This window comes from Flectobacillus sp. BAB-3569 (genome assembly GCF_002270355.1).
Classification (GTDB): Bacteria; Bacteroidota; Bacteroidia; order Cytophagales; family Spirosomataceae; genus Flectobacillus; species Flectobacillus roseus.
Window position 1 is genome coordinate 1 of record NZ_NJFZ01000020.1, and the last position, 26802, is coordinate 26802.

Annotated in this window: 23 protein-coding genes and 1 tRNA gene; 18 read left to right on the forward strand and 6 right to left on the reverse strand. The window is 36.3% G+C overall.

Translation table 11 applies throughout. From position 1 onward, the window contains the following. Window positions 1-82: 82 nt before the first annotated feature. Window positions 83-156 (reverse strand) — tRNA-Met (locus BWI92_RS18075). A 297-nt stretch (window positions 157-453) separates the two neighbouring features. Here BWI92_RS18075 and BWI92_RS18080 point away from each other — a divergent pair. After that, entirely contained in the window at window positions 454-846 is a 393-nt protein-coding gene (locus tag BWI92_RS18080) for an START-like domain-containing protein (protein ID WP_095165263.1), read from the forward strand. Window positions 847-907: 61 nt separating this feature from the next. Here the strand turns inward: BWI92_RS18080 and BWI92_RS18085 are convergent, their stop codons facing one another. Further along, entirely contained in the window at window positions 908-1312 is a 405-nt protein-coding gene (locus BWI92_RS18085) for a DUF2809 domain-containing protein (protein ID WP_095165275.1), read from the reverse strand. 95 nt (window positions 1313-1407) lie between these two features. Here BWI92_RS18085 and BWI92_RS18090 point away from each other — a divergent pair, with 95 nt between their 5' ends. The 8 genes from BWI92_RS18090 (at window position 1408) to menD (ending at window position 11161) form a co-directional block, all read left to right on the forward strand. Then, window positions 1408-2256 (forward strand): pirin family protein, encoded by an 849-nt coding sequence (locus BWI92_RS18090; protein ID WP_095165277.1) that lies wholly within the window; start codon window positions 1408-1410, stop codon window positions 2254-2256. A 350-nt stretch (window positions 2257-2606) separates the two neighbouring features. After that, window positions 2607-4103: an LptF/LptG family permease gene (locus BWI92_RS18095; RefSeq protein ID WP_095165291.1), complete on the forward strand. Its 1497-nt coding sequence runs from the start codon at window positions 2607-2609 to the stop codon at window positions 4101-4103. 55 nt (window positions 4104-4158) lie between these two features. Then, window positions 4159-4434 carry a 30S ribosomal protein S15 gene (gene rpsO, locus BWI92_RS18100; RefSeq protein WP_095165896.1) on the forward strand — a complete coding sequence of 92 codons (276 nt, stop codon included), beginning with the start codon at window positions 4159-4161 and terminating at the stop codon, window positions 4432-4434. Between the two features lie 280 nt (window positions 4435-4714). Further along, complete coding sequence (gene pnp / locus BWI92_RS18105; protein ID WP_095165305.1) at window positions 4715-6811, forward strand: polyribonucleotide nucleotidyltransferase; 2097 nt, start codon at window positions 4715-4717, stop codon at window positions 6809-6811. A 233-nt stretch (window positions 6812-7044) separates the two neighbouring features. Continuing rightward, window positions 7045-7908 carry an RNA polymerase sigma factor RpoD/SigA gene (locus BWI92_RS18110; RefSeq protein ID WP_026995355.1) on the forward strand — a complete coding sequence of 288 codons (864 nt, stop codon included), beginning with the start codon at window positions 7045-7047 and terminating at the stop codon, window positions 7906-7908. A gap of 256 nt (window positions 7909-8164) precedes the next feature. Further along, entirely contained in the window at window positions 8165-8764 is a 600-nt protein-coding gene (locus BWI92_RS18115; protein WP_229363368.1) for a carbon-nitrogen hydrolase family protein, read from the forward strand. 67 nt (window positions 8765-8831) lie between these two features. Next, window positions 8832-9410 carry a hypothetical protein gene (locus BWI92_RS18120; RefSeq protein ID WP_095165321.1) on the forward strand — a complete coding sequence of 193 codons (579 nt, stop codon included), beginning with the start codon at window positions 8832-8834 and terminating at the stop codon, window positions 9408-9410. Between the two features lie 44 nt (window positions 9411-9454). Then, window positions 9455-11161 carry a 2-succinyl-5-enolpyruvyl-6-hydroxy-3-cyclohexene-1-carboxylic-acid synthase gene (menD, locus tag BWI92_RS18125; RefSeq protein WP_095165323.1) on the forward strand — a complete coding sequence of 569 codons (1707 nt, stop codon included), beginning with the start codon at window positions 9455-9457 and terminating at the stop codon, window positions 11159-11161. Window positions 11162-11556: 395 nt separating this feature from the next. Here menD and BWI92_RS18130 read toward each other — a convergent pair whose 3' ends face one another. Further along, window positions 11557-12468, reverse strand: coding sequence for a tetratricopeptide repeat protein (locus BWI92_RS18130; RefSeq protein ID WP_095165325.1), 912 nt, complete (start codon window positions 12466-12468; stop codon window positions 11557-11559). 188 nt (window positions 12469-12656) lie between these two features. On the opposite strand from BWI92_RS18130, the gene BWI92_RS18135 reads away from it, so the two are divergent. Together BWI92_RS18135 and BWI92_RS18140 are read left to right on the forward strand one after the other, a co-directional pair. Next, window positions 12657-13100, forward strand: coding sequence for a peptidylprolyl isomerase (locus BWI92_RS18135; protein WP_095165328.1), 444 nt, complete (start codon window positions 12657-12659; stop codon window positions 13098-13100). A 2-nt stretch (window positions 13101-13102) separates the two neighbouring features. Further along, the gene (locus BWI92_RS18140) at window positions 13103-13342 is read left to right on the forward strand and encodes a hypothetical protein (protein ID WP_095165330.1); all 240 of its coding nucleotides are present in this window, start codon (window positions 13103-13105) and stop codon (window positions 13340-13342) included. Between the two features lie 41 nt (window positions 13343-13383). Here BWI92_RS18140 and BWI92_RS18145 read toward each other — a convergent pair whose 3' ends face one another. Then, on the reverse strand, window positions 13384-15180 hold the full coding sequence (locus tag BWI92_RS18145; protein ID WP_229363292.1) for a M61 family metallopeptidase: 1797 nt from the start codon (window positions 15178-15180) through the stop codon (window positions 13384-13386). Between the two features lie 125 nt (window positions 15181-15305). Here BWI92_RS18145 and BWI92_RS18150 point away from each other — a divergent pair, with 125 nt between their 5' ends. From BWI92_RS18150 to BWI92_RS18165, 4 genes are all read left to right on the forward strand, one after another. Then, window positions 15306-17675: a tetratricopeptide repeat protein gene (locus BWI92_RS18150; protein WP_095165332.1), complete on the forward strand. Its 2370-nt coding sequence runs from the start codon at window positions 15306-15308 to the stop codon at window positions 17673-17675. Further along, window positions 17645-18307, forward strand: coding sequence for a lipopolysaccharide assembly protein LapB (locus tag BWI92_RS18155; RefSeq protein WP_095165334.1), 663 nt, complete (start codon window positions 17645-17647; stop codon window positions 18305-18307). Before BWI92_RS18150 ends, BWI92_RS18155 begins: the two co-directional genes overlap by 31 nt. Before the next feature lie 36 nt (window positions 18308-18343). Then, entirely contained in the window at window positions 18344-20023 is a 1680-nt protein-coding gene (locus BWI92_RS18160; RefSeq protein WP_141234831.1) for a TonB-dependent receptor, read from the forward strand. A 100-nt stretch (window positions 20024-20123) separates the two neighbouring features. Beyond that, a complete protein-coding gene (locus BWI92_RS18165; RefSeq protein ID WP_095165338.1) occupies window positions 20124-21143 on the forward strand; it encodes an SPOR domain-containing protein in 1020 nt (339 codons plus the stop codon). A gap of 214 nt (window positions 21144-21357) precedes the next feature. On the opposite strand, the gene BWI92_RS27045 is transcribed toward BWI92_RS18165, so the two are convergent. Then, window positions 21358-21651, reverse strand: a complete 294-nt coding sequence (locus BWI92_RS27045) for a hypothetical protein (RefSeq protein ID WP_141234832.1) — start codon at window positions 21649-21651, stop codon at window positions 21358-21360. Here BWI92_RS27045 and BWI92_RS18175 point away from each other — a divergent pair. The 3 genes from BWI92_RS18175 to trmB all read left to right on the forward strand — a co-directional run bounded on the left by BWI92_RS18175 (window position 21632) and on the right by trmB (window position 24376). Next, window positions 21632-22102: an energy transducer TonB gene (locus BWI92_RS18175; protein WP_141234833.1), complete on the forward strand. Its 471-nt coding sequence runs from the start codon at window positions 21632-21634 to the stop codon at window positions 22100-22102. The genes BWI92_RS27045 and BWI92_RS18175 overlap by 20 nt on opposite strands. Window positions 22103-22134: 32 nt before the next feature. Continuing rightward, a complete protein-coding gene (locus BWI92_RS18180; RefSeq protein WP_095165901.1) occupies window positions 22135-23427 on the forward strand; it encodes a folylpolyglutamate synthase/dihydrofolate synthase family protein in 1293 nt (430 codons plus the stop codon). Between the two features lie 283 nt (window positions 23428-23710). Continuing rightward, window positions 23711-24376, forward strand: coding sequence for a tRNA (guanosine(46)-N7)-methyltransferase TrmB (gene trmB, locus BWI92_RS18185; protein WP_095165343.1), 666 nt, complete (start codon window positions 23711-23713; stop codon window positions 24374-24376). A 205-nt stretch (window positions 24377-24581) separates the two neighbouring features. On the opposite strand, the gene gap is transcribed toward trmB, so the two are convergent. Continuing rightward, a complete protein-coding gene (gene gap, locus BWI92_RS18190) occupies window positions 24582-25595 on the reverse strand; it encodes a type I glyceraldehyde-3-phosphate dehydrogenase (protein ID WP_095165345.1) in 1014 nt (337 codons plus the stop codon). Between the last annotated feature and the right edge of the window lie 1207 nt (window positions 25596-26802).

The following is a 26802-nucleotide window of genomic DNA, read 5'->3' on the forward strand; positions in this document are numbered from 1 at the left end:
TCGAACTGCGACCTTTGGGTTATGAATCCAACGCTCTMACCATCTGAGCTACCCCGCCAAGGGGCAAATAGTAAAAATTTTGTAGCGGGGAGCAGAATCGAACTGCCGACCTTTGGGTTATGAATCCAACGCTCTAACCATCTGAGCTACCCCGCCTTGTTTTTCGTGATGCAAAATTAGACAATTATTCTATCGGAGGCAAGTGATTTAGAGCATTTTTCTGAAAATAATTCGTAACGTATATGGTTACTTATTGGTATTCAGTGTATTATGTAAAGCAAAAAAAGTGAAAATATTTTTTTTAGGTTAAATTATAGTGTTATATTTTAAGTGTTTGATTTACAGTTATTTGTGTATTATTTTTAGGCTTAGAGGAGTAAAGATGTTATAAATACTTGCATATTATCTAGATAATTATACCTTTGCCAAAAAGGTAAATTTAAATTCTTGCGTATGAGTAAGCACAAGTTTGTTATTGAGTTCGAATTAAGAGCATCTCCTAAAGTTTTGTTCCCGTATGTTAGTTCTGCTTCGGGTTTGCAGCAGTGGTTTGCGGAGAAAGTAACATTGAAGGATAGCTCTACTTTCGACTTTGTTTGGGATGGTGAAAGTCACATTGCCAAATTGTCTCAATTACGATTAAATAAATCCGCAAAGTTTGATTTTGTTCCTTCTAACCCCGACGACCGTGATCATAATTATCTCGAGTTCAAAATGGATGTTAGTGATTTGACTGGCTCAACCTATTTAAAAATCATTGACTATTCTGCAAATTCGGATGAAGAGGAGTTGACTGAACTATGGGAAGATTTAATTTTTAAATTGAAAGAAATCGTAGGTAACTAATGGTAACCCCAAATGCTAGTTGATGAGATATGAAATAATCTTGCCAACTAGCATTTTAATTTTAGCGAGTATGATTTCTCTTCAAAAAGAGCATAATACTCAAATATCCCAGCGTATATGCTAGGATATCAAGCCATGAGAAGGCACTTCCAATCAGCATTGACATGATTTTGTACTTTGCTAATCCTGTTTTTTCTAGAAAATTAATTTTTTGTAAAAGTTCTAGAAAATAAGCTACTCCTAATGCTCCAGCTGCTAGTTGCTTGTCATATTGCTTTGTGCGATAAAAGAAACACTTCAAAAATGTATACGCAAATATCACCGCAATAAAGTCCCCAAAAAAAGGTCTAAAGAATGCATCATGGGCATAAAGTGCCAAATAAGCCTCATAACCGAATAATACGATACTAATAAAAGGATAAAGTGCGCACTGATATGATGCGGCTTTGAAGAATGGAGTTTTCATTTGGCGTTATTAAAGATGTTTACCTATTTACAATGAAACTGAATGGCATTTTTTCTAGTTAAGAAAATATAACATGCGTTTCGCACTTCAAAGATATGAGAAATATTAAGCAAATTCATCAACCTCATTATTCACCCATTCGTGATTTGGTGACTTATGGCGTAATTCCAACACGAACTTTAGATTATCTTGACCCATTTCTTTTCTTAAATCATCATGGGTATCAGGTATATCCCAAAAACAATCAAGGTTTACCATTTGGTCCTCATCCACACAGAGGAATGGAAACGGTAACTTTCATATTGGATGGTGATATCAAACACCAAGATAGTACTGGACACAGCAGTGTAATGAAACAAGGAGGGGTTCAGTGGATGACTGCTGGAAAGGGGTTAATCCATGCAGAGACTTCTTCAGAAGAGTTTATGAAGGAAGGAGGGCCTCTTGAAATACTTCAATTGTGGATTAATCTACCCGCCTCCCATAAAATGATGGAACCTCAATACAAAGGTTTGGACAAAGAGGATATTCCTACAATTACTAAAGATGGCGTTTTGGTACAAGTTTTGTCGGGCAACGTAGCAGGAGTACAAGGTCCTTTTGAATCTGTGACTGGTGTAACTTTTACCACAGTAAGCTGCGCAGCTGGTTCTACCTGGAGTATGGATATCCCTGCTGAGGATACAATCTTCTTCTATGTTGTTCGAGGAAGTGTTAGATTGAATGGTCGTTCGATTGAAAAGCGAAATCTAGTAGAGTTTGATTATCAAGAAGGTATGGTGTCTTTTGATGCAATAGAGGATTCTTATATATTACTGGGGCATTGTAAGCCACTCGATGAGCCCGTAGTTGCACAAGGGCCATTTGTAATGAACACAGAGGAAGAGATTTATCAGGCTTACTCCGATTATCAAAGAGGATTATTTGGTAGATGGAACTTTTAAGAAAATAATCTTTCGGGATTACGTATAATACAAAGGGTATCTTGAATATTTTTCTGGATACCCTTTGTAGGTATTTACAGAGAACAGTTAATTCTGAGAAATATCCAATTTTTACGGTAAAGCTATTCATTGTCATGACATTAGCGATTTCCTAATTCTTAAAGTTTCTTAAAACTTATTTTAACATTAAAATTCTTCGAAACAGATTTCGTTAATTTGATTGAAAAGAAATCAGGTAGACAGACCAAGCCCTTAGAAAATTCATCATGGTATAATTTTGTCTCTCGGTGTAATTGACTAAAATATTGCTCAAGAAATGGTAACTTTGCGATGCAAATTATTGTGGATGTATGAAAAAACTAGATAAGCTTATCCTCAAGGCTTTTTGGGGACCATTTTTATTAACCCTGACTGTTGTAATATTTATATTTTTGATGCGCCTAATCGTGGTTTATTTTGCTGATTTATTCGGGAAAGACTTGGGCGTGGAGTTATATTTTGAATTATTCTTTTATTTTAGTCTAATTACCATTCCGATTGCATTGCCTCTGGCCATGTTGATATCCATGCTAATGACTTTTGGTAAGCTTGGAGAGTTTTTCGAACTCACCGCTATCAAAAGTGCAGGTATCTCTATCAGTCGAGCATTACGTCCGATGTTTGTGGTGGCAGTATTAGTAGCAGGTTTTTCATTTTGGTTTAATAACGTACTTTGGCCTTGGGCAAACCTCAAAGGGTATCGTTTGCTATATGACATCAAGACTACCAAAACAACCCTAAATATCAAAGAAGGTATTTTTTACAATGAATTACCTGGTTATAGCATTAAAGTAAATAAGAAATTTCCTAATGGTAAATCCTTGAAAGGCGTCATCATTTATGATCACTCCAAAAATGATGGCAATAAACATGTCACTATTGCAGATTCGGCTTTGATGTATACCATTATGGACAAGCAGTATCTCGTTTTTGAGCTTTACAATGGTCATGATTATGTGGACGATGCTGATAGGTCTTCTGGAGCTGATGCCACAGACTTCGTTTCTCACTCTTTTTCTAAAAGTAAGGTAGTTATGAGTATGTCAGCGTTTGATATGCACAAAACCGAGGAAGATCAGTTTAAGCACCATCAAATTATGAGAAACGTGCTTCAATTGGGAAAAGATGCCGATTCCTTATCACGACTAACAACAGATTACCGAAAAAACTTTTTTGAGGCTGCGAAGTCATACTATATATATATGTTTAAATCTTTGCCAGCTACTATTACCCCAGAGCAGAAGGCGATCATGAAAAACCAAGGGAATTGGGTGAGTAAAATAATTACAAAAAAAATTAAGCCTAATCCTTATGAGCATTTAGATTTTGCGGTTTCGCAAGCAAAAAATATGATTTCATTTGCCGAAAGCAATGTATTTACCATTACTTCTAAAAATGAAGATTTGCGTAAAACCAATTGGTTTTGGCATCAGAAATTTACGGATTCGATTGCCATTTTCGTAATGTTCCTCATTGGAGCACCTTTAGGAGCCATTATTAAGAAAGGCGGATTCGGAATGCCAGTTGTTGTGGCCATATTTTTCTTCATTCTTTCTTATGTAATGACACAACAAGGCAAGAAGCTTTCAGAAGAAGGAAAAGTAATGGTACAAGTAGGCGCCTGGACTTCCAATTTGATATTATTTTCGATAGGCATGTATTTCTTTAATAAAGCTCGCCATGATTCACGTTTGTTTGAATCTGATGTTTATGTGATGGCAATGGCCAAATTGAAGGAAAAAATAGGTTCACAGGCAATATTAAGAAAAATATTTTCTAAAATTGGGGTGAAATTTGCAAATAACTAATAAAATTCCTATTTTTGCACGTTTACAAAAATTCATTAATTTAAACTGGTTGAAGATGTATTTAACTTCAGAAAAAAAGCAAGAGATCTTTGAATCTAAAGGTCACTCGAAGTCTAAAATCGATACTGGTTCTGCTGAGTCACAAATTGCATTGTTTACTTTCAGAATCAATCATTTGACAGAACACTTGAAAATCAATAAGAAAGACCACTCTACTCGTTTAGGTCTTTTGAAATTGGTAGGTAAGCGTAGAAGCTTACTTGACTATCTTATCAAGAAAGATATTACGCGTTACAGAGCTATCATTGCTCAGCTTGGCATTAGAAAGTAATTTACTTTCAGCAAACAGGGAATTCTATCTAATAGGGTTCCCTGATTGCATAGACGGAGATCGTCTTCCCCTCTTCTATTTGGGTCTTCGTTAATAGTTGATAGTTATGTTAATCGTGAAGCAGCCATTCATCATCAAACTACACTATTGGCAATTGACGATTCACTATTAATGACTGCAAATCCAACAAAATCCTTTTACATTTCGTTGATATAATAGTAGCGTAAAAGGTAATAAGCAAACAATTTATGGCGTTTAACGTAATTACGAAAAAATCACAATGCCTGATGGTAAAGAAATTACCATTGAAACAGGCAAACTCGCGAAGCAAGCCGATGGGGCTGTTGTAGTGAGAAGCGGAAATATGATGCTTTTGGCAACGGTTGTTGCTAACCAAACACCAAAGGACGGTGTTGATTTTTTACCTCTTTCAGTAGATTACCAAGAGAAGTTTGCTTCTGCTGGTAAAATTCCTGGAGGTTTCTTGAGAAGAGAATCAAAGTTGTCAGATTATGAAGTATTGGTAAGTAGATTAGTAGACAGAGCTTTGCGTCCTACTTTCCCTTCTGATTTTCATGCAGATACACAAGTTATGATCAACTTGATCTCTGCTGATGCTGAAGTGTTACCAGATGCTTATGTTGGTCTTGCAGCAGCAGCAGCTTTGGCAGTTTCAGATATTCCTTTCAATGGTCCTATCTCTGAAGTTCGTGTTGCTAAAATTAACGGTGAGTATATCGTTAACCCTGAAACTTCTATCTTGAAGGATGCAGAGTTAGAGCTTATCGTAGCAGCTAATGCCAATGATATTTTGATGGTTGAAGGTGAAGCAAATGAAGTTTCTGAGCAAGAAATGCTTGAAGCGCTTCGTTTGGCTCATGCAGCTATTCAACACCAATGCGTTGCCTTGAAAGAACTTGAAGCAGAAGTTGGAAAAACTCAAAAACGTGAGTACAAACATGAAAACCACGACGAAGAGTTAAGAACATATTTGTGGGAGACCTATTACGATCGCTATTATGAGGTTGCAAAATTAGCAAATCCGAGTAAAAAAGGACGTAGAGATTCTTTTAAAGCTATAGAAGACGAATACTTCGCTTCATTGCCAGAGGATTCTACCGTAAACAAAAGCTTGGCGAAATGGTATTTCCACGATATCGAGAAGGAAGCGGCTCGTCAATTAGTGTTAATCGAACGTTATCGTTTGGACGGTCGTAAACTTGACGAAATTCGTACTATTACAAGTGAGGTTGATTATTTGCCAACTCCACACGGTTCAGCGGTTTTTACAAGAGGAGAAACTCAATCACTTACGACGGTTACTCTTGGTACAAAATTAGATGAGCAAATTGTAGACCAAGCAATGGTATCAGGATACAACCGTTTCTTATTGCACTACAACTTCCCAGGATATTCAACAGGTGAGGTAAAACCAAACCGTGCTCCTGGTCGTCGTGAAGTAGGACACGGAAACTTGGCGATGCGTGCTTTGAAAAAAGTATTGCCTCCAGATGCTAAAAATCCATATACAATTCGTATCGTTTCAGATATCTTAGAATCTAATGGTTCATCATCAATGGCGACTGTATGTGCAGGAACGCTTGCGTTGATGGATGCGGGTGTACCGATCAAAGCGCCAGTTTCTGGTATTGCGATGGGACTAATCTCAGATCCTAAAACAGGTAAGTATGCAGTACTTTCTGATATTTTGGGTGACGAAGATCACTTAGGTGATATGGACTTCAAAGTAACAGGTACAACTGAAGGTATCACTGCTTGTCAGATGGATATTAAAGTTGACGGTTTGTCTTACGAAGTATTGACAGAAGCTTTGGAACAAGCAAAACAAGGTCGTTTACACATTTTGGGTAAAATGCAAGAGACTATTGCTGAGCCTCGTAGCGACTACAAACCACAAACTCCAAGAGCTACTGTAATCAGAATCTTGAAAGAGCAAATTGGTGCGGTAATCGGACCAGGTGGTAAAGTTGTTCAAGATATTCAAAAACAATCTGGTGCGACCGTAACTATCGAGGAAAAAGAAGATGGCGGTTATGTATCAATCTTCTCTGCGAACAAAGCAGCGATGGATATCGCCGTTAAAATGGTTAAAGGAATTGTAACAATTCCTGAAGAAGGTGAAGTATATGATGGCGTTGTTAAATCAATTATGCCATTCGGTGCATTCGTTGAATTCTTGCCAGGTAAAGACGGTCTTTTACATATCTCTGAAATCAAATGGGAACGTCTTGAAACAATGGACGGTGTACTTGAAATCGGAGAGCAAGTAAAAGTGAAGTTGATTGAAGTTGATAAGAAAACAGGTAAATACCGTTTGTCAAGAAAAGTTTTGTTGCCAAAGCCTGAGAAGAAATAGAACGAACTTGAGCTTATTTACGTTATTTTTATAACGAATTAAACTATATTGTTAAATTTGTTTCCTACCAAACAGTTATATTCTTCACTTATATAACTGTTTGGTATATACTTTTCAGGAAGTGCTATTTGAGCTAAAGAATATTGTAACAACTTGTTTCTGTATATTCTCCTCAAAAAACTCTTTATTCCTAATTGTTAACCTACTAAGAACTTTAAGAGGTAGTAACTAATATGAGACAGCTAAAAATTAGTAAGCAGATCACCAACCGAGAATCACAATCACTCGATAAGTATTTGCAAGAAATTGGCAAGGTAGATTTGCTAACGCCAGAGGAGGAGGTTATTTTAGCTCAGAAGATTCGTGAAGGAGATCAACTTTCCTTGGAAAGATTGACCAAAGCGAACCTTCGTTTTGTGGTGTCTGTTGCTAAGCAATATCAAAACCAAGGCTTAAGCTTAGGTGACCTTATCAATGAAGGTAACCTTGGGTTGATTAAAGCAGCTCAAAGATTTGATGAGACTCGTGGATTTAAGTTTATTTCGTATGCGGTATGGTGGATTCGTCAGTCAATTCTTCAAGCTTTGGCAGAGCAGTCACGTATCGTGCGTTTGCCACTCAACCGTGTGGGATCTTTGAACAAAATTTCAAAGACATTCTCTGAGTTGGAGCAAAAGTTTGAACGTGAGCCAACACCAGAAGAACTAGCTGAAGTACTCGAAATCACTACTGGAGAGGTTGTAGACACTCTGAAAATCTCTGGTCGCCATGTGTCTATGGACGCACCATTCGTTCAAGGAGAAGAAAACTCTTTGTTAGACGTTTTGGAAAATGATGGCGAAGACAAACCAGATAGCGGCTTAATTAACGACTCGCTTCGTCGTGAAGTACAACGTGCTCTATCAACATTGACTCAACGTGAAGCAGACGTAGTAACGCTTTACTTTGGTTTGAATGGTGAGCATGCGATGACTTTGGAAGAAATCGGTGAGAAGTTTAACCTAACTCGCGAACGTGTACGTCAAATCAAAGAGAAAGCAATTCGTAGATTAAGACATACATCAAGAAGCAAAGCGCTCAAAACTTATTTGGGCTAATATGCTTACAATGCCTTTTCAGAGCCTCATTTATGAGGCTCTTTTTGTTTATGGGAAATACTAAAGAAAAAGTACACAGTAGAATAGCAATGTGAGAGTGTTAATAAGAGGAAGTCATTGATATAATTATGAAAATAGCTGTAGCCCAATTACGACCAATTAAGGGTAATACATATTCAAATATTGTAAAGCACCAACAACTAATTCATCTAGCTATTTCTCATAAAGCTGACGCCATATTTTTCCTGAACTATCAATCACTAGTTATGAGCCTAAGCTTGCTCTAGCATTAGCATCTCATTTGGAGGATAAACAATTTGATGTCTTTCAAGAAATTAGTGACCACAATAATATTACGATTGGTATTGGCATGCCTGAGGTGGTGAGTAATGGAGTAAAAATAAGCTTGTTTATTTTTCAACCTAACCGACCCAGAAAAGCATATTCGAAGCAACATTTACATTCAGATGAATATTCTTATTTCATAAAAGGAGAAGATCAAGTTACTATTACTGTTAATGATGAAAAGATTGTCCCAGCTATTTGTTATGAAAGTTTATTACTCTCTCATTTTGAGTCAGGCGTTGAGCTTGGTGCTGAAATTTATGTAGCCAGCGTTGCTAAATCACAGATTGGCATTAATAAGGCAACGACGCATTATTCAGCAATGGCAAAGAAATTTTCAATGCCAGTGCTTTTATCGAACTGTTTAGGATTTTGCGATAATTTTGAAAGTGTTGGACAAAGTGCTATCTGGAGAAATGATGGTGTTTTGGCAGGACAATTAAATAGTACTGATGAGGGAATACTGATTTTTGATACAAAAACAGAAGAGGTATTAATACAAATATTATAGTCCTGTCTTTTTCTCCTAATAACAACCACGATGCATGCTTTGAGTATAAAAGTGAAGAAGATATAAAATGATAAGATTTGAAATTTCTGATTTAATGCTTGAACTTCTTGATGAGTCAATTTATAGGGTTGATTCAGTCGATAATATGTTTTCTTATACAAAACAATATAGTAACAGTGATGGAAGTCAAGTATCATCAAGTAAAATCGGAATTAAAATTTATCAACATAAAGAGCTAGTTGATAGTTGTATTATTATAGGGATAGGTGGTGCAACAGCAATCACTCAATATTCGTATATAATTGCATTGGAAAATATATTGATTTGCTGCGGAGACTCCGTATTTTGTCTGTCTCTACCGAGTTTAGAATTAGTATGGAATATGAAGTTAGATGACATAACTTGTTTTCAAATTTTTCAATGCCAAGAGGATTATCTCATTCACGGTGAATTGAATATAACCCTAGTTAATCCAGAAGGAAACATAAAATGGAGTTTTAGTGGAAAAGATATTTTTGTATCGCTTACCCAAGAAAAAGCAATATCTATTTTACCTGATGGGATTTTACTAACAGATTTCGAGCAAACAAAATATAAATTAGATTTTGATGGAAAGCTTATATGGACTAATAATTCTAATATGTAACGCATCAAAATAGAAAAAACAAAACAAGAGAACCAAAACCATTTATGGCAATTTTACAACCCATTATTAATATAGCGGAAACACTGGTTACCAAAAATGTGACTGATGCGATAATTTCCCCAGGTTCCCGCAATGCACCCTTGACTATTGCCTTGGCAAGACATCCGCAGATAAATGCCTTATCGGTATCAGATGAACGTTCGGCTGCATTTATCGCCATGGGAATGGCGCAAGTGAAAAATAAACCTGTGGTCATTTGTTGTACATCAGGATCGGCCGCATACAATTATGCACCTGCGGTGGCTGAAGCCTTTTTTCAAGAAATACCTTTAGTTATCCTAACCGCAGATAGACCAAGCGAGTGGATACATCAGCATGATGGACAGACGATTTATCAGGAAAATATTTATGGAAAACATGTAAAGGCTTCCTATCAGATAGGAGCAGATTATTCACATCCTGATGCTCGTTGGCATATCGAGCGTGTAATGAATGAGGCCATCAACACAGCTAATACTTTTCCGAAAGGACCAGTGCATATAAATATTCCATTGCGCGAGCCATTTTATCCTTCAGCAGGAGAGCAAGTAGTCTTTGAGCGTCCTAGAAATATTCGTCAGCATTCGGCAAAGGCTAGCTTGAGTCAAGAGACTTGGGAGGAGTTACTATCCCAAATTGAAGATTATTCAAAGGTGATGGTGATTGCTGGACAAGATGCTATTAACCCTGAGGTTAACCAAGCTTTACAAGGTTTACAAGAGGAGTTTGGATTTGTGGTCGTTGGTGATTTGATTGCCAATACTAAAGGTGAATTCGTGGCAAATCATGACTTGTACTTAGGACTGATAGACGAGAGTTATGCTCCAGAGCTTTTGATAACTTTTGGTAAATCTGTGATTTCAAAATCACTGAAGCAGTTTATTAGAAAACATAAACCTGAAGCCCATTGGCATGTACAAAGCTCTACGCATTTGATTGATACTTATCAAAGCCTAACCGATATTGTGCCAATTGCACCCGAGGACTTTTTTAAAGAACTGTTTGAAAGCTTAGATATGAGAGCTTATAAAATGGGTGATGAGGAAAAGTCTTTTGAATATCAAGAACAATGGTTTAGCCTCGAAAGAAAATCTTCAAGATATATTCATCAGGTTTTGAGCGAAAGCGACACATGGAATGAATTCTCGACGTATTATAAAGTGATGGAAAATATTCCTGCTGGATCGCAATTACATCTTGCTAACTCGATGGCAGTGAGATATGCAAATTACCTGCACTTACCCAATATCAACGAGGTAGAAGTTTTCGCGAATAGAGGAACGAGTGGAATCGATGGTTGTGTGAGTACAGCAGTTGGGGCAGCTTTGGCGACAGATGCTCAAGTATATCTCTTAGTTGGTGATGTGGCTTTTTTCTATGACCGTAATGCGCTTTGGAATAATTTCTTGCCATCGAATCTCACCATTATTTTAGAGAACAATAGTGGAGGAGGAATTTTCCGAATGATTGATGGTCCGAGTCAGCAACCAGAGCTTGAACCATTTTTTGAAACTTCTCAAAAAATGACAGCGAAGCTAACTGCCGAAGAATCCAACATGGAATATTTATCAGCTACGAATTTTGAGCAATTGAAAAATATCCTGACTACAATTCCACAAAAGTCGAATCGTGCCAGACTTTTTGAAATCCATACTAACTCAGTAGAGAATACAGCGTTCTTTAAGAAATTCAAAACTAACTTTATAGTTTAAAGCCTTCTGAAGCCTAAAATACATAAGCCCTGAGAATCGAACGAGCTGTAATTATACCTAGAACAAGCTCAAATATGCGATTCTCAGGGCTTTTGTTTAGGCATAAAAATGGCAAAAAGGCTGTTTTTTGAGTAATATAATGCCGAATATTGAAGTTTAATAAATTTTTAGGAAATCTAAAATTTGTATTATTTTGATGCTTAGTAAAGAAAATACCGACATAATACTTTTTATTTTTGTACTATTCTAATATTGCTCAGATTTAAGTATAAAATGGACTTGAGAAAACAAATTAGTTATCAAAGTAAGAAAATGACCTATTACTGAAGCCTTTTCTGAATTTTTCAATAATCAAAAAATCCCTAGCAACATTTTTGTCACTAGGGATTTTTCGCTTATTGAATTGAAATATTTGGGTTAAGTTTTTTAGCCTTATCAAAATACTCTTTGGCTTTTTGGGTATCTCCTTTTTTCTGGAAATATAAACCTAAGTTACGAATGGCGAATGCATTTTCGGATTCTATTCTTAAGGAGTGTTCGATAGTTTCCTTTGCTTCATCCAACTTCCCTAATTGAAGTAAGATGTATCCTTTATTGTTGAGATAGAAGGCTTGAGCAGGTTTGAGAAATATCGCTTTTTCTACCAAAGGTAATGCCTCTTTATATTTGCCTTCTTCGCTCAAAATAAAGGCTAGGTTGTTTAAGGCGAAATGCTGTTTTGGATTAATACTTAAAGCCTTTTCGAAATCCTTTTTTGCCAAAGGATAATTGTTTTGTTCAAAGTACAAATATCCGTGATTGGTATAGGCTTCGGCATTTTTAGGGTCAAGTACCAAAGCTCGTTCATAAGCTGCGGTTGCTCCCGAATAATCTTGCGTTTGAGTTTTGACGTTGCCTAACGTAACATAGTAAAAACTCGAATCTTTGTATACCTTTCCGATCTTGTTGAGGTCTTGGATAGCCTCCTGATAATTGCCTAGGTTAAATAGTAATTCTGCTCGATTATAGTAAGCCTCCCAGAATTTACTATCCACTGCTATGGCCTTATTAAAATCCTCTAGCGCTTTCTCAGGCTTATCACTTTTTTGGTACGCCAAGCCTCTATTGTTATAAATATCAGCAAAATCTGGTTTCTTGTTCAGTGCTTCACCGTACCAATGAATGGCCTCGTTATATTCTTGTTCTTTTAGTTTGAAATTACCACGCTTGAAGAACTTGATAGCTTCTTCATTTTTATCAGTTCCACAAGACCCAAGACTCAACATAGCTGCAGCCATGATGATTGGGAATAGCTTTCTACCTTTCATTGAATTTGAGATTTATGCATTAATGTACATTTACTCAAAATTACAGTATTTTGCTTGAAAGACCGACGAATGTGAGGAAATCCTCTGAGAAGAAACAAATGAGTAAAATGTTTAAAGAAATGGAAGAGATGCCTTAACTTTGCAAAAAACAATTGCTGTTTTCTCATCCATTAACAATTGATTATAGTATGTTAAAAGCTGAAATGTTGACCGAAAAAGGTCTAATGGTTATAACGTTTTTCGAGGAGGATGCTCCAATCCACGTAAAAAACTTTGTTGATTTATCGAAAAAAGGATTTTATGATGGCGTAACTTTCCACCGTGTACTTCCAGACTTCGTAATCCAAGGTGGTGACCCAACTGGAACTGGTGCTGGTGGTCCTGGTTATACAATCCCATGCGAATTGACAGGCAATAACCAATATCATGATCGTGGTGTTTTGTCAATGGCACACCGTGGTCCAAATACTGGAGGTTCTCAGTTCTTTATTTGTCATAGCCGTAACAATACTGCACACCTTGACCGTAGACATACATGTTTTGGTAAAGTAGTGGAAGGTTTGGACGTAATTGATCAAATTCGTCAGGGAGATAAAATCATCAGTATCACTATCGTTGAAGAAGAAGCTTAGTCATGTACTTTATCGGAGAAATTCCTAATGCCAAATGTAAGGTTTCCCTATACAAATGGAATAACAAGTATTTTGTAAAATTTGAAACGGCTGATTTAGAACAAACTTTTAAAATTTCAGAAACGGAAGTTTCGGGAGAATCAGAAGTAAGAGAATTGGTTACAGAAGAATTTGTAGATAAAGTGGTCAAACGCTTTGAAGATATGTATGGCGATTTGCATAATGCTTTGAATCCCTACTAACAAAAAAGCCCTGAATACTCAGGGCTTTTTTTATGAATGACTTATTGGATAAACATCCATTTTTTGTAAAGAGCTTTTTGCTGTTCGGTTTGATCAGCTATTGGCTCCAGCTTATAAGACTTGATTGGGTTTTTAGCAAGTGTTACTGAGTACGTTTTTTCTAAACCATCTCTTTTTACTTTTACCTCAATCACATCACCAATTTTTTTCGAAGCTAATAATTTTGATAAGTCTTCTACTTTCTGGCCATCGATGCTCAAAATCTCATCGTTGACATTCAATCCATAATTGTAAGCAGGAGAGTCTCTTCTTACTGAAGAAATCTTGCCAGCTCTTAAGTCAGCACCAAGGAATGCATTTGTATTATCAGCATTCGTATCTACGATTTTCAAACCAACTGGTGCCAAGTACACATTATAAGGAATAGACTCCGTACCGAAGATATAATTTTTGAAGAAAGAGGACATATCTTTTCCAGCAACAATATCAGTAGCTTTCATGAATTCTTCATCGGTAAAACCACGACCTAGTTTTTTGTAGTAGTTCTGATAAAGATAACGCATTAAATCATCGAGGTTCTTTTCGCCTTTTGTCGAAGACAAGATTGCTAGGTTCAAAATACCTCCTAGTACGGCACCTTTGTCGTAGTAAGAAACCGTGCTATTACGAGAGTTTTCGTTTGGACGATAATATTTAATCCAAGCATCCCAGCTAGATTCAGCTGCTGATTGAATAGCATTACCCGGTTGGTTTTCGATGGTATTCACATCATCCATATACGATTTAATATACTCTTCAGGAGAGAAGATACCTGCACGGCGGAGGATATAATTTTCATAAAAACTTGTACCTCCTTCAGAGTACCACAACATGTGCGTGTAGTTTTCGTTTTCATAGTCGAAAGGTCCTAATGCTTTTGGACGAATACGCTTTACATTCCAAAGGTGGAAATACTCGTGAGCTATAAGACTTAAAAATCCTTTGTATGATTTTTCATTTTCATACACACCACGTGAAGTTTGGCAAGTAGTAGAATTGAGGTGTTCTAAACCACCTCCACCAGCAGCCAAGTTATGAATCAAAAAAGTATAGTCCTTACAAGGGTGTTCGGTTACCACACTTTTAGCCGCTTCGCAAACACGTTTAATGTCGTTAGTTACTTTTTCAGCATCATACTTTGCCTCACCATACATCGCAATTTTGTGAGGAACACCTGCTAAATCAAAGTTTAAAACTTTTTGATTACCTATCTCGATAGGAGAGTCAATCAAGATGTCAAGGTTATCTGCCAAGAAGGTATTTTTAGAAATTTCTTTCATGCCAGTCGAAATCGTTGACCAGTCTTTGTAAGGCATAATTTCTAAAGTTGAAGGAAGAGCTTTCCATTCATTCACATACATGAATACACTTGCTGGATTAAGATAGCCATGAGAATCATCCAAAAACGAGGTACGAACGGACAGTTCATAAGCATAAACTTTGTATTTTAGCGTTACTTCCTGAGTGGAGGCATTCACTTTTATACGCCAAGTATTTTTGTTGATTTTGTCTAAAGACAAAGGACCGTTTGCTGAGGAAGCAGTAACTGATTCTACATTTTTGGCGTATTCACGTACAAGATAAGAACCTGGAGTCCAGACTGCCATTTTAACATCGACGAAACCTTGCTGTTTCATCTTGGCGTCGAGAGACTTCAATTTCATGACGACATCAAAGTAGTGAGACTGAGGTTTTTCCATAGAAAGCGCATAGGCAATCTTGGATTGTAGCTTATTAGTTTGAGCTGATGAAATTACGCTAAACAGTAAACAGATAGCGAAAATTGAGATTTTTTTCATAATTTAACGTATGAATTTTGCGTTTTTAAAACGTGAAACTAACAAAGCCTCGCCTTTGAAACAAGTAAAATTTGGCTAATCTATTATCCCAATCAAACATAGATACCCAATAAAAAACATATCTAATGAAAAAATTACCTTCGATTGTATTTTTATCCGTTGCGGCTACATGTACTATTTCTGGTTATGAGATTTTTGCGCAGAGTACGCTTAACTATAATGAAGCCAATATTCATTTTAGAAACGGACAAGAGTATTATGAATCCAAAAGCTTTGAAGCGGCTCGTGCCGAATTTGAACTCTATCTCTCTGAGCACCGAAACTTCTTAGACAAAAATGACCCTAATCAGGCTTGGGCGAAGTATTTCATCGTGATGTGTAGCTTATACCTAGATCGTGCCGATACCGAACTCCTTGCCGACCGATTTGTTCGTGAATACCCCGAACATCCTGTGGCAAGTAACCTTTTTAGAGAAATTGGAAATTATTTCTTTGATAACGGCGAATATGGTAAGGCCATAGACTATTTAAGTAAAACTGCCAAAACTGATGAGGAATCTCAGTATCATTTAGGGATTGCTTATTACCAAACACAGTCGTATGCACAAGCCCTAACGGTATTTACTCGTCTTCGTGATAGTCAGAACCAAGCTTATGGGCCTCCATCGGCGTACTACGCAGGAGCTATTCAATTTCAGAATAAGAATTATGAGGAGGCTATCAGCAGTTTTAAAATTATTGAAAACTCTACTCAGTATAAAGCCGAAATCCCCGGATGGATTGCTAATGCCTATTATCGTCAAGGCAAGTATAACGAAATGCTCGATTATACAGAAAGAGTACTTCGTGAAAAAGGACGTAAGCTCGATGATATTGCCTTGCTAACAGCGGAGGTATATTTCAATAAAGGAAACTACGAAAAAGCCGCAACGTATTATGGCGTTTACAAAAACTATAAATCACAGGGTATGATGCCAGTTGTGGCATACCGATATGGATATAGTCTTTATAAAACTAATCAATTTTCTGCAGCAACAGATCAACTAAAAAATGTTGCCTTGCCAAAAGATACTTTGGGACAAAATGCTTCTTTCGTTTTAGGGATTTGTTTTCAAAGAGTCAATAACCTTACTGGAGCATTAGGTGCTTTTGACCAAGCAAGTAAATTGTCATTTAATAAGCCTGTTCAAGAGGAGTCAACTTTTAATGTTGGGAAAGTACTTTTGGACTTGGGTCGTTCGAGTGAATCTGTGAGAGCGCTTGAAGGGTTTATTGCTCAGTATCCAGGCTCAAAATTTGAAGATGAAGCCAATGAGCTTCTTTGTGAGGCGTATCTATCTTCCAATAATTTATTGGCAGCACTCAATTTTGTGGAAAAATTGCGTAGAAGAACACCAAGAGTAAACGCTGTATATCAGCGAATTGCCTTTAATCAAGCGGTTAAAAAATATAACGAAGATGGCTACGCGGAGGCACTCACCTTTTTCGATAAGTCATTGAGTACCCCTGAGTCTCGTGATTTAAAATACAGTGCTATGTACTGGAAAGGGGAGTCATTGGTTGGTCTGAACCAAAATGCAGCTGCGATTGATTTGTACAAAAAAGTAATTGCAGCCACAGATAAAGATGTCCCAACTTTACCAGAATATCAACAAAAAAGCCGTTACAGCCTAGGATATATTTATTTGTCGACCAATCCTGCGGAGGCGAATGCCTATTTCAATGAATATTACCAACGAGGAGGAACCGATGGCAATGTTGATGATGCACTTTTACGTATTGCTGATTCTTATGTAGCTCAGGGTCAGTATGCTCAGGCGCTCAAAGCGTATGATAAGGCTTATCAGACGGTTAAAACTAATAAAGACTATGCATTGTACCAAAAAGGAACTATTCAAAATATACTAAATGATCCGAATGGCAAAACTACCCTAGAGGAGGTGGTTCGTATATTCCCTCAGTCGAAATACGTTGAAACTGCTTTGCGAGATTTAGGTGATAATGAAATGTTTGCAGAACGTAGTGAAAAAGCAATTGCCTATTATTCAAGATTAATTTTAGAAAGACCACAAAGTCCGTTAGTTCCTTATGCGATTATGCGTAGAGGAACTGCTTTCCAAAATATAGGTAGAACCCAAAGTGCCATTTCCGATTATAAGTATTTGTTAAGAAACTATATCAATGATTCTAATTATGCTTCACAAGCGATGGCAGGTTTGAATGAGTTGATGGATCCTAGCTCTCCAGAATACATTGAGATTAAAGCTTTGTACGCCAAGGCAAATCCAAATGATACGAGTTTGAGAGAAAAAGAATTTGAAAAAGCCAAAGGACTGTATTACGACGATGCTTACGATAACGCCCTAATAGCATTGGGAGAATATGTTCGTAACTATCCAGATTCACCAGATACTCCAGAAGCTAAATTCTTAATTGCAGAGTCTTATTTTAAGCAAAAAATAAAATGGATGCTCTCCGCAATTACTATATTGTGATTGCAGATAATAAATATAAAGCTATTTCGAAAGCTTATGCTAAGGCAGCGCAACTAGAGCTTGAAAATAATAACTATTCAAGAGCGATCACTAACTATCGCGGTGTTTTAAGAATGTCAACAGATCGTAAGGATAATCAAACTGCGATACAAGGTTTGATGGATTCATATTTCAACACACCGAAAAATGACTCCACGATCTATTACTCAAAACAAATGGTATTATTACCAGAGGCTACAGTTGCTCAAAAAACGAAGGCTTATTACTATATGGGTAAAGGATATTTACAAATAGGTGATAACAGCTCTGCATTAAGTTCATTTAATCAAGGGGTAGCTCTGGCAAAAGATGATTACGCAGGTGAGTGCCAAATTATGCTAGCAAGAATGCTTTATAGTCAGAAAAAATATAAAGAGTCAAGTGAAATGATTATGAATAAGTTTAACAATGAGTTTTCAGGGGTATCGTTACCAGTAATGGGTAAAGCCTTTTTGCTATTGGCAGATGACTTTATTGGAATGGAGAATTATTTCCAAGCAAAAGCAACCTTGAATTCTATCATTGATAAGCTACCGGATGAGAATTCGGTGGAACAAGCGCGTGTAAAATTACGCTCTATCAGTAACAAGTAATCTAAATTTATTCTTAATCAAAGACTTTCATTTATTATGCATCATACATCATTAAAACTTTCTCTAGCCAGCATAATGCTTCTTGGATTTGCCTTTCAGGGTGTTTCTCAAGATAAGAAAAAAGAAGGGAAAATAGATAATTCAGAAGTAAATGTCACCAAGGAACAAAAAAAGGTCATTGTACCTCCTCCAGTGAGGAAACTCGAAAAAATGGTGACCCCACCCAATACGGTACCGAGACCACCCTTGAGATTTTTGTTTTCTGAAGTACCTAACAATGGTAGAATTACAGAGATTTCCAATCAGGTACAAATGCCTGTAAATCCAGTCACGCCTGTCCAATTATCAAAATATAATAATGTGATAAGGGCAGGTTTCGGGAATTTTGGTCATACTTACCTTGAAGGGCATGCAGGTATTGCCGTGGGACAAGAAAACTATCATGGTATTTATGTTAAACACAATGCTTATCGATTAGGACCGATTGGTGCCAACTATTCAGGAGAGTCGGATAACCAAATTAAGGCACATAGTCGTACACAATTTAACTCAGTAAAATTGGAAGGCTCTTTAGGTTGGAAACGTAAAGGCTTTTATTATTATGGATACCAACCCAAAGTATATTCATTTGATAAAGAGACGATTTTTAATTCATGGAATAAATTCAATTTTGATGGGACTGTTTCTAACACAAGTAAAACCTCACCCATTGATTATGTCTTTCGTTCAAAATTATCCTACCTATTTACCAAAGTAGGGGCGAACGAGTTACTTTGGGATGCGGGCATGTCTGCTTCATTTCCGTTGACTGATAAACTTTCAGCCAATTTTGATGGACAGATGGTCTTGGCACAATCTCAAGATTCATTGACTACTTACCGCAATTTGTACAAGTTGGTTCCTAACTTTAAATACAAAGACGAATTATTTAGTGTGACATTGGGGGTAATGCTTGCTAATAGCAAGGAAAAAACTACCGAAAATGAAACCTATGTACTCCCTGTCCTAAAAGCTGATTATCAGTTGATGGATGGAATCAAGCTATACGCAGGTTATGAAGGAGATGTTATGGCGAATAACCTCACAACAATTCTTCAAGAAAATCAATGGTTGGGTCGTTTTCAGTCTTTAAAACCAACTAGAAAACTGTCTGATATATACGCAGGAGTCAAAGCCAATCTCTATGGAGGTCTCTCTGGTGAATTGCAAGGAAGTTATGCTACCTACAAAAATTTCTACGTGCTGAACAATTCTCGTACAGATTCAACAAAATTTGAAATTTTGTATTCTAACGATACCACAAAAGTTCATGTAACAAGTCTTTCAGGACAAATCAATTATGAGATACCACAACTGTTTCGTTCATCTTTACTGATGGATTATTACATTTATAGTAATCTCGGTAACCTAAAAGAGGCTTGGCATCGTCCTGCTTTCAAAGCTACATGGTCAAATCAGTATCTGATTAGAGAAAAAATGCTAGTAACATCAGATTTTTATGTACTTACAGGATTGAAAGGACTCAATGGACAGACCAATCAGCAGGTGACGCTCAACCCAATCTTTGATTTAAACTTGAAATTCACCTTCTTTATCAGCGAAAGATTTGATGTATTCCTTTCAGCGAATAATATTTTAAATAAAAATTACCAAAGATACTTATATTATCCTGTTCAGGGTGCCAACTTCCTTGCAGGATTGTCATTTTCTTTTTAAATTGTAACACAATTTCTTAAGATCGTGTAATTATTTTTCTCAATAATTCAGGTTATTGATTTTAAGATAATTACACGATTTTTTATTTTCTGACAATTCTATGGCAACAATTCAACACTATATTCAGGAGCTTTTATTCGAGCGCGATTGTGTGGTCGTTCCAGACTTTGGTGGGTTTATTACCAACTTCCAAAGTGCAAAACTAGACCGCTCGTTGAATTTTATCTCACCTGCCAAGCGCTGGGTGGCATTCAACAGTCTTTTGAAAAATGACGATGGCTTATTGTCTCATTTTATCGCTAAGTCAGAAGGTATCTCACTAGAAGAATCAACGATAAAAATTAGGGCTTTTGTCGATGCTCTTAAATTTAGACTTAGAAATTCAGAACAAGTTTACTTAGAGAAAATCGGGTTCTTTGAATTAAATAAAGAAAATAAACTCGTATTTACACCTTTGGCAGAGCAAAACTATTGTTCTGACAGTTTTGGATTGAGTACGATTAATATCTATCCAAAGAGAAATCAAGAAGTTGACTCTCCAAAAATAGAGTCAAAATCTAAACTGTTAGCCTTCAAAGGTGCTGACCGAGCAGCTGAAAGAGTCGTAAAGACTTCAAAGAAAACTGCTGCAACCATAAAGAAGCTGATACCATTTATGACAGGTGTTGCTACTGCAGTATTATTAGGTATCGGAATCCTTTCTTACGAGGAGCAAAATAGTCTCAGCACTATGAATCCTTTCGTGGGTATAACGGCAAGAAAACCAGTGCCAGCCCCGGTGATTGTTACAAAGTCTCAGGTTGATACTTCTTCAAGAGTTATTCAAGCTAAAACTGATTCTAGTGCTTTGAAAGAAAATAGCCCTTCTTATACCAATAAAGGCGATTATTTCGTTATTGTAGGTAGTTTTGGCAATGAGGCCAATGCCCAAAAATTTGTAAAAGAACTTCAATCAAAAGGATTTTCGAACGCCTCTGTGATTGAACCAGAAAGAAAAGGAAAGTTGATTAAAGTATCTGCCAATTCGTATAATAATGAAAATGAAGCATATACAGAGTCGGCAACAATCAAGTCGAAACTAAGAGCTTCTGCTTGGATATTTAAGTCTTCAAAAAAATAATAGCGCTAACGAATGTCTACCTACAATCTAGAACAAGAAGAAAAACAAAATCGGCAATTTGCCTTTATTGTTACCAGTGCTATCAACATACTACTATTCATAATGTTATGGTATGTGACAGTTTGGAATGCAGAGGAAAATAAAAAAGTGGAAAAATTGGGGGTGGCGGATTTATCGTCAATTTTGGAACAGACAAAGATGGTAGTGGTTCTGTTTATACCAAAAACCATGGGAATAAGGCAAAAAACGAATACGATTCAAAACCTGCTGAAGTCAAGCCTTTACCTAAGAAAGAGCCGACTCCGATTGTAGAAAAGGTAAAACCTGTAAAAGCTAAGCCTAGTCCTGAACCAGAAGTTATTAAAAGTACGCGACCTAGTCCAGTGAAGGTGCCAGAAGTAACCAAAAAGGTAGAGAAGGCAAAAGAAAATCCGAAAGCCAACGTACCGGTTACCAAACCCACTCCTGCTAAACCAGTTGAACAACAAGTGATTAAAGGAGCAACCATTCCTGTGAGAACAGGTGGAAATGGAACCTCTGGAACAGACCCTAGAACGGGTGGTGGTTCTGATGGAGATGGAAAAGGTGTAGGAAACAAAGGTCAGCCAAACGGAAATACAGTAAAAGGAGGAACTTATAATCCTGTACCTCCAGGAAGTGGCAATGGCGGAAATGGTGGAAATGGATCAGGTACCGCTATTAGCCTAGCTGGATGGACTTGGAACAGTAGACCTGAAGTAAATGATGACTCAGATGAAACAGGAATTGTGAAATTTAGGCTGAAAGTAGATTCAGATGGAGTTGTACAAGTAGTAGAAACAATCGAATCAAGCTTAAGTCCATCAGTTACACAGAAATATAAAAGAGCCGTACAAAAATTAACCTTCCGTCCGACTTCCGCAGGAGAAAGACCTGATATTTCGGTAGGAACCATAACTTTTAGAATTTCAACAAAGTAGTGCGTTACCGCACTACTTTATTTTTTTGTATTATGAATTATCAAGAAACAATTGACTATCTCTACCAATTATTGCCAGTTTTTCACAGAGAAGGTAAAAAAGCCTACAAAGCGGACTTAAAAAATACCTTAGCCATTTGTGAACATTTGGGAAATCCACAACAAAAATTCAAAAGCATCCATGTAGGAGGTACCAATGGAAAAGGAAGTTCTTCTCATTTTTTGGCATCAATTTTACAAGAAGCAGGATACAAAACAGGTCTTTACACTTCGCCACATCTAAAATCATTTATCGAGCGAATCAGGATTAATGGCCGACCCATTCCAGAACAGGAGGTCGTAGACTATGTTGAAAGGAATAAGTCATTTATATTAGATTTAAGACCTTCATTTTTCGAATGTACTGTTGGGTTGGCTTTTGAGTATTTTGCCTCTCAAAACGTAGATATTGCTATCATAGAGGTAGGTTTGGGAGGACGTTTGGATTCAACAAATGTGATTACTCCAGAACTCTCTCTGATTACTAATATTAGTTTTGATCATACAGACATCTTAGGAAATACAATTGAAGCTATTGCAACTGAGAAAGCAGGTATCATAAAGCCAGAAATTCCAGTTGTTATCTCCCAAAGACAGCCTGAAGCGGATACAGTATTTCAAAATAAGGCTAACTCTACTTCTTCGTTAATCTCCTTTGCATCAGATCGATATAAATTGAATGAATATTCAGTTTGTGAAAATTTTGTAAAAATAGAGTACTTTGATATTCAAAATAAAGAAGTAATCAAATTACAATCGGAGCTTACTGGTAAATATCAAATAGATAATCTAAAAGGTATTATCAACGCTGTAGATATTCTTAATTCGAGAGGTTTTACTATCTCTAAAAATGCGTTGGAAAGGGGAGTATCTCAAGTGGTGACGAACACAGATCTGAAAGGTAGATGGCAATTGCTTCAAGAAAAGCCAACGGTCGTCTGTGACACTGGACACAACCTTGCTGGAATTTTAGAAAATTTGGAGACTCTCGGGAAATACAAATATCAACAATTGTGGATGGTATTAGGATTTGTGAGCGATAAGGATATCCAAGGAATTCTGGACATCCTACCTAAGTCTTCCAAATATGTATTTTGTCAAGCCGATGTTCCTCGAGCACTAGATGCAAGAGATTTACAAAAGTTGGCCAAAGACTTCCAACTGGAGGGATCAGTAATCAATGACGTCAATGAGGCAATTGATTGGGTCGTTCAGCATGCTAATGAAGATGATTTTGTATATGTAGGAGGGAGTACCTTTGTTGTAGCAGGAATTCATCAACTATAGAAGTAACGTTTTAATGAATGCAGTATTTTAAAACTCTTTATTCAGGATGTTTGATTTGGGAAGTGTTAGCCTTATCATAAATCCCAAATCTGAAATTGTTTGAAATATTTCCTTCAACTCTATATTATAGTCCAAAACGAAGGTTCTGAGAATTAAATGTACTGGAAACAGGTACAGCCAATATTTTTCATTTAATTCTCAAGCGACTTAATTTTAGGTATTTTAAAGGTAAATTCTTATTTATCAGATAGTTTTAATCAATTTTCAATAACAAATTTTTACTGTGTCAAGAAAGAAATCAGACAGGTTTGCGCTTAGTAAAGCGCTTTCTAACGTTTTAGAGTCAGGAAAACCACTTTATGAAACAATTAAGGGTCAGTGGAACGAAATTATGTTCAAAAAAAAACAACCAATCGTTTTAGAGCTTGGTTGTGGGAAAGGGGAGTATACTGTTGGCTTAGCTCAAATTTTTCCAGAAAAGAATTTTATTGGTGTAGATATCAAAGGTGATAGAATTGCTGTTGGTGCTAAATTTGCTAATGAAAATAGTCTTTTAAATGTGGCATTTCTTAGAACTAAAATCCATCAACTCTTGGACTTCTTTGAAAAAGACGAAATTTCAGAAATATGGATTACTTTTCCTGATCCTCAACCCTTAAAAAGTGGGATAAAGCGACGTTTAACAAATCCCAGATTTCTAGAATTATATAAAGAAATCTTACAAAACGATGGATTATTGCATTTGAAAACGGATAGTGAGCTATTGTTTGATTATACACTGGAGGTTCTCCCAGAGTTTGGCGTCGTAGAATTGGCTTATACGAAAGATTTATACAATTCTGAACTAAATGTTCGTCACTACGGAATTAAGACCAGATTTGAGCAGATATTCACCGAAAAAGGATATAATATCAATTACTTGTCGGCTAAGTTTAAGCATAATTCCTAAATAATTACAAAAGTAGAATAAAGTCCTTGCATTGGTGGGGACTTTATTTGTGTTCTTAGGGTTTTATATCTTATCTGGTTTTAGTGTGGATTTTTTTACTCGATTCTCAGGAGGTGTTTTTGAGAATCAAAAGGTTAGATTTTATTTCAAATACCAATAAAGCAAAAAAAAGGAGACCTAAGCCTCCTTTTTTTAATATGTTGAATTATTTGCTGATTAATTCAGCGAAATATTTAACAGTTCTTACCAATTGGCTTACATAACTCATTTCGTTGTCATACCAGCTAACTGTTTTCACTAATTGTTGGTCACCAACAGTGATAACTTTAGTTTGAGTAGCATCGAATAAGCTACCAAAGCTAATTCCGATGATATCGCTAGAAACGATTTCATCCTCAGTATAGCCAAATGATTCGTTTGCAGCAGCTTTAGCAGCAGCATTAACTTCTTCAACAGTTACTTTTTTATCTAAGATAGTAACCAATTCAGTTAAACTACCTGTGATTGTAGGAACACGTTGAGCACCACCATCTAATTTACCTTTCAATTCTGGCAATACTAAACCGATTGCTTTTGCAGCACCTGTGCTATTTGGGATAATGTTAGCAGCAGCAGCTCTAGCACGACGTAAATCTCCTTTTGGATGTGGAGCATCTAAAGTATTTTGGTCGTTAGTATAAGCGTGAACTGTAGTCATTGTACCCATTGAGATACCGAAGTTATCGTTTAGTGCTTTTGCCATTGGAGCAAGACAGTTGGTTGTACAACTTGCAGCACTAATCACATCCTCCGTTCCATCTAATGTTAAATGGTTAACGTTGAATACGATTGTTTTCAAATCTCCAGTAGCAGGAGCAGAGATGATAACTCTTTTTGCACCTGCTTGTAAGTGAGCAGCAGCTTTGTCTTTGTCTGTGAAGAAACCAGTACATTCTAAAACTACATCTACATCATGCTCTCCCCAAGGGATATCAGCTGGGTTACGTTGAGCATAGATTTTTACTTCCTCACCGTTAACGATAATGCTATTTTCTGTAGAAGTAACTTCTTGGTTGAATCTACCTTGAGCACTGTCATATTTCAACAGGTGTGCTAGAGTAGAGGGACTAGTTAAGTCATTGATAGCAACAACGTCAATACCAGGCATGTTGTAGATTTGACGGTACGCTAGACGACCAATACGACCAAAGCCATTAATTGCAACTTTAATTTTAGCCATTTTTATATAAGGGATAATAGTTTAAACACTCTACAAAAATACTGGATTTAGAACCTTTTTCCAAAGAAAGAATAAGAAAACATCTGTAAAAGTGATAAAAGGTTGGTTTAGCATCTTTAGTAAATCAAATACAATAATTAGCAATAAGTTAGTAAAATTAGTAAAAAACTAAATATATTGACAAAAATATTAGCAAAATGAGGTATATTACTAAAAATAATAGTGTTTAGTTTTACTGTATCTAGTATATAATATAGTTATATGAATGAGACGAATAAAAGACTGTTGAATTACCATAACAATAGGAGCGAGGACATTTGAATTCAATTAAATAAAACTCACTGTAGTTAATTGTAAGCCCTCTTTTATTAGATATGAATGCAAAACAAATGTCTTCATTTACCTGAATGATACAAATATGCTTTTCAAATGAGAATACCAGAGAGTGGTCTGCAGCGTTGAAAGGAAGGAAATACTTTTTTTATTATACCAGTGATAAGAGTGATCCATTATTTTCGGATTAATAAGAGGCATACTTCAATGAAACTCTACAACAACATTTAAGTTTATCTTTCATATCAGCTTAGAAAATAACATACAAGAATGTCATGGTTGATCGAGCAAAATTCCTCCTCCGTTTGGACTTGTTATTTCATTTTAAAAGAAACCATATGATATGGATTTCTTGAACCATATACCATATTAAAGATTAAAATATACTGTAGAACTAATAGATTTCCTCATAAATAGGGTAGCCATTTCATGGAGGATTTTCATACAACAGAACAATGATTTTTTTACTTAAAGTCATTTCTTTTTCAGATCTGTTTTCTGATTCTGATTTAAAACGATGACTAAGTTTGGTTCTCAAGCACGATCAGTGGCTTGAGAAAATGGCTTTTTCATCTGAAGATTTAGTCCTCCACCTGAAAGTCTGACTAGTTTTTTAACATTTTTTAAAGAATAATAATCCTTGATTTCGCTTAAATATTATAGAAAAAGCTAGGATTTTTCATTTATTTTTCCTTTCTTTGTTTAAGAATAATTACTTATTCTTTTGCTCATCCTTACAGAAAAAATCTTCTCTTATTAATCATTTTTATTGCGCCTCCTCGTGGTGCACTATTGTCTATTTTTTCTAAATTATTTCACCAAATATAATTTTGTTTACAACATTATACCCAAATTGACAATACTGTAAATTTCA